The sequence below is a fragment of the Kitasatospora sp. NPDC057198 genome (assembly GCF_042670125.1).
In the GTDB taxonomy this organism is placed as follows: domain Bacteria; phylum Actinomycetota; class Actinomycetes; order Streptomycetales; family Streptomycetaceae; genus Kitasatospora.
Window position 1 is genome coordinate 1 of record NZ_JBHUWH010000683.1, and the last position, 3,000, is coordinate 3,000.

Annotated in this window: 3 protein-coding genes; 2 read left to right on the forward strand and 1 reads right to left on the reverse strand. The window is 77.4% G+C overall.

All coding sequences use genetic code 11. The annotated features are described in order from the left end of the window. Positions 1-103 precede the first annotated feature (103 nt). Positions 104-961 carry a helix-turn-helix transcriptional regulator gene (locus ACFUEL_RS37675; protein WP_380242412.1) on the reverse strand — a complete coding sequence of 286 codons (858 nt, stop codon included), beginning with the start codon at positions 959-961 and terminating at the stop codon, positions 104-106. 324 nt (positions 962-1,285) lie between these two features. On the opposite strand from ACFUEL_RS37675, the gene ACFUEL_RS37680 reads away from it, so the two are divergent. Both ACFUEL_RS37680 and ACFUEL_RS37685 read left to right on the forward strand, forming a co-directional pair. Further along, entirely contained in the window at positions 1,286-1,786 is a 501-nt protein-coding gene (locus ACFUEL_RS37680; RefSeq protein WP_380242414.1) for a hypothetical protein, read from the forward strand. 122 nt (positions 1,787-1,908) lie between these two features. Continuing rightward, on the forward strand, positions 1,909-2,991 hold the full coding sequence (locus tag ACFUEL_RS37685; RefSeq protein ID WP_380242416.1) for an aldo/keto reductase: 1,083 nt from the start codon (positions 1,909-1,911) through the stop codon (positions 2,989-2,991). Positions 2,992-3,000: the final 9 nt, after the last annotated feature.

Below are 3,000 nucleotides of genomic sequence, written 5' to 3' on the forward strand. Positions count from 1 at the left end.
GGGTCGGCAAGGTCCGCGCCGGTTCCCCCGGGCCGCCCCGGCCGGTGCCGGACACCAGGACTTGACCGGCCGGCGGCGGAACCCTCCCCGGCCCGACGCGCTGTCAGGAGGCGGCGGACCCGGACCCGACCGGCGCGAAGGGGCGCTCGGCGAGCAGGTGCAGGGCGGCCTGGGAGGGGGAGCCTTCCTCGGCGGTGTACGTCACCAGGGTCTGGTCCGGGTCGCCGGGCAGGGTCAGGCTCTCGTAGGCGACGGTGAACTCGCCCACCGCCGGATGGCGCAGGTGGTAGCTGCCGTGGGTCTTCTCCCGGATCTCCTGCTGCTCCCACAACCGCCGGAACTCGGCGCTGGCGTCCGAGAGTTCACCGATCAGCGTCGGGTACGCCGGATCGTCGGGGTGCCGGCCGCGGTCCAGGCGCAGGTAGCCGACGATGTCGCGGGCCTTGGCCTCCCAGTCCACGAAGCGGCTGCGCAGCTCCTCGTGGCAGAACACCAGCCACGCCTTGTTCAGCCGCTCGGGGGGCAGCGCGGCGAAGTCGACCATCATGGCGGCCATCGGCGTGTTCCAGGCCAGCACGTCGGTGCGCCGCCCGACCACGTACGCCGGGGTGTGCGGCATCGAGTCCAGCAGCCGGCGCAGCCCCGGGCGCACCTGCTGGGCGGGCGCCGGCCGGGGCGCACCGACCGGACGCACCAGCCGGTGCAGGTGGCCGGCCTCCACCGCGTCCAGCCGCAGCGCCGAGGCCACCGCGTCCACCACGGCGTCGGACACGTTCTCCGCCCGGCCCTGCTCGAAGCGGGTGTAGTAGTCGACGCTCACCCCCGCGAGCTGCGCCAGCTCCTCCCGGCGCAGACCCGGCACCCGGCGGCGCTCGCCGAAGGACCGCAGCCCCGCCTCCTCCGGCCGGATCCGGGCACGCCGGGAACGCAGGAAGGCACCGAGGTCGGCTCGTCGGTTCATGGCCGTGATCCTAGTGAACCCGAACCCCGGCGGTCGGCGACGGTCGGTGGCGGCCGGTGGGGGTCGGCGGCGGTCGGTGGCGGCCGGTGGCCCTCCGGGCTCGGCGGAAGAAAGTCGTCGGTGTGGAAGCGCGGCGGCGGGGCAGGCGGTGGGTGCGGCGGACGAGGGCCCGGCCGCCCCCCCCGAGGCCGGGCCCCCCGTCGTGCGACGCCCGCCGGATCCAGTGCGCGGCCGTCCCATCCGGATCCGGTCCGGCTCCGAAGCGGTCGGCGGATCGTCCGCCCGACCGGGGCGGGCGGACGCGAGCCGGACGAGGAGCACGGGGTGGAGTTGGTCGGCGGTGGCGGCGGGCGGACGTGGGGGCCCTGGGCCGAACTGATGGCCGATCACCGCCCGGTGCTGGTCGCTCCGGCGGCCCCGGAACGACCCGCCCCGGCCGGCGACGGGTGGAGCGGCGCCGGGGAGCCGCCCGAACTGCGCCGGGACTGGTCCGCGGCCTTCGACGGCGCCCGACTGGTCGTCACCCGCCCCGACGGGGCGCCCTGGTACGACGGGCCCCTCGCGGCCGCCCGCGAATGGTGCCGCGCCCTGCGCGCCCACGGCACCCTGGTCATCGTCACCGGCCCCTTCACCACCCCGGCCGGCCTGCGCCCCGCCGCGGCCGACGGCCGGCTCGCCGTCCTCGCCGTACCCGCCCGCCTGGTCGACGCCCACCGTCCCCCGCCCCGGCCGGACGCCCCCGGCGACGAAGGGGGTTCCGGCAGACCCAGGTTCGGCGGTACCGGGGACGAGCAGGGCCCTGGGTGCGAGCGCGCCCGGCCGTGAGGATGGGTCGTGCGCCGCCGGGCCGGACGGACGGCGGCGCCCCGCCCCCCCCGCCCCCGGCCGACCCGCCCGCCCGCCGCCCCCACCGCCCGGGGCCCCGGCCCACGAGTGGGTGGAAGCAGATGACCACCAACGCCCTGCCCGACGCCCGGCCCGACGCCTGGCCCACCGCGCGGCTCGGCGGCACGGACCTGGAGATCACCCGGCTCGGCTTCGGCGCCTGGGCGATCGGCGGGAGCGGCTGGAGCTTCTCCTGGGGCCCGCAGGACGACGCCGACTCGATCGCCACCATCCACCGGGCCGTGGCCGCCGGGGTGAACTGGATCGACACCGCCCCCGCCTACGGCCTCGGCCACTCCGAGGAGGTCGTCGGCAGGGCCCTCGCCGCCCTCCCGGAAGCCGAACGCCCGTACGTCTTCACCAAGGCCGGCCTGGTCTGGGACGAGCCCGACCCGTTCGCCGCCCCGCGCAAGCTGCTCAAGCCCGCCAGCATCCGCGCCGAACTGGAGGGCTCGCTGCGCCGCCTGGGCGTCGAGCGGATCGACCTCTACCAGGCGCACTGGCCCGGCGACGGCGCGCTGCTCACCTTCGCCCCCGACCAGGACCCGGTCACCAGCGCCCGCCACGCCACCGCCCTGGAGGAGTACTGGGCGACGCTGGCCGCGCTCAAGGCCGAGGGCAAGGTCCGGGCGATCGCCCTCTCCAACCACGACACCGGGCAGCTGACCGCCGCCGAGCAGGTCGCGCACGTCGACGCCATCCAGCCGCAGTTCAGCCTGCTCTCCCGGCACGCCGCGCCCGAACTGGCCTGGGCGCACGCCCACGGCACCGGTTCGATCGTCTACCAGCCGCTCCACTCCGGGCTGCTGACCGGCACGTTCACCGCCGAGCGGGTCGCGGCCCTGCCCGGGGACGACTGGCGCAAGGGCGCCTCGGACTTCACCACCGGCCTGCCCGCCAACCTCGCCCTGGTCGACGCGCTGCGTCCGGTCGCCGAGGCGCACGGCAGCACCGTCGCCGCCGTCGCGCTCGCCTGGACGCTGCACTGGCCCGGCGTCACCGGTGCGATCGTCGGCGCCCGCCGCCCCGAGCAGATCGACGGCTGGATCGACGCCGCCGCGCTCCGGCTGACCGCCGACGACCTGGACGCGATCGCCGCCGCGCTCACCGCGACCGGCGCGGGCGGCGGCCCGGTCCGGCCGTGAGCCCGGGGG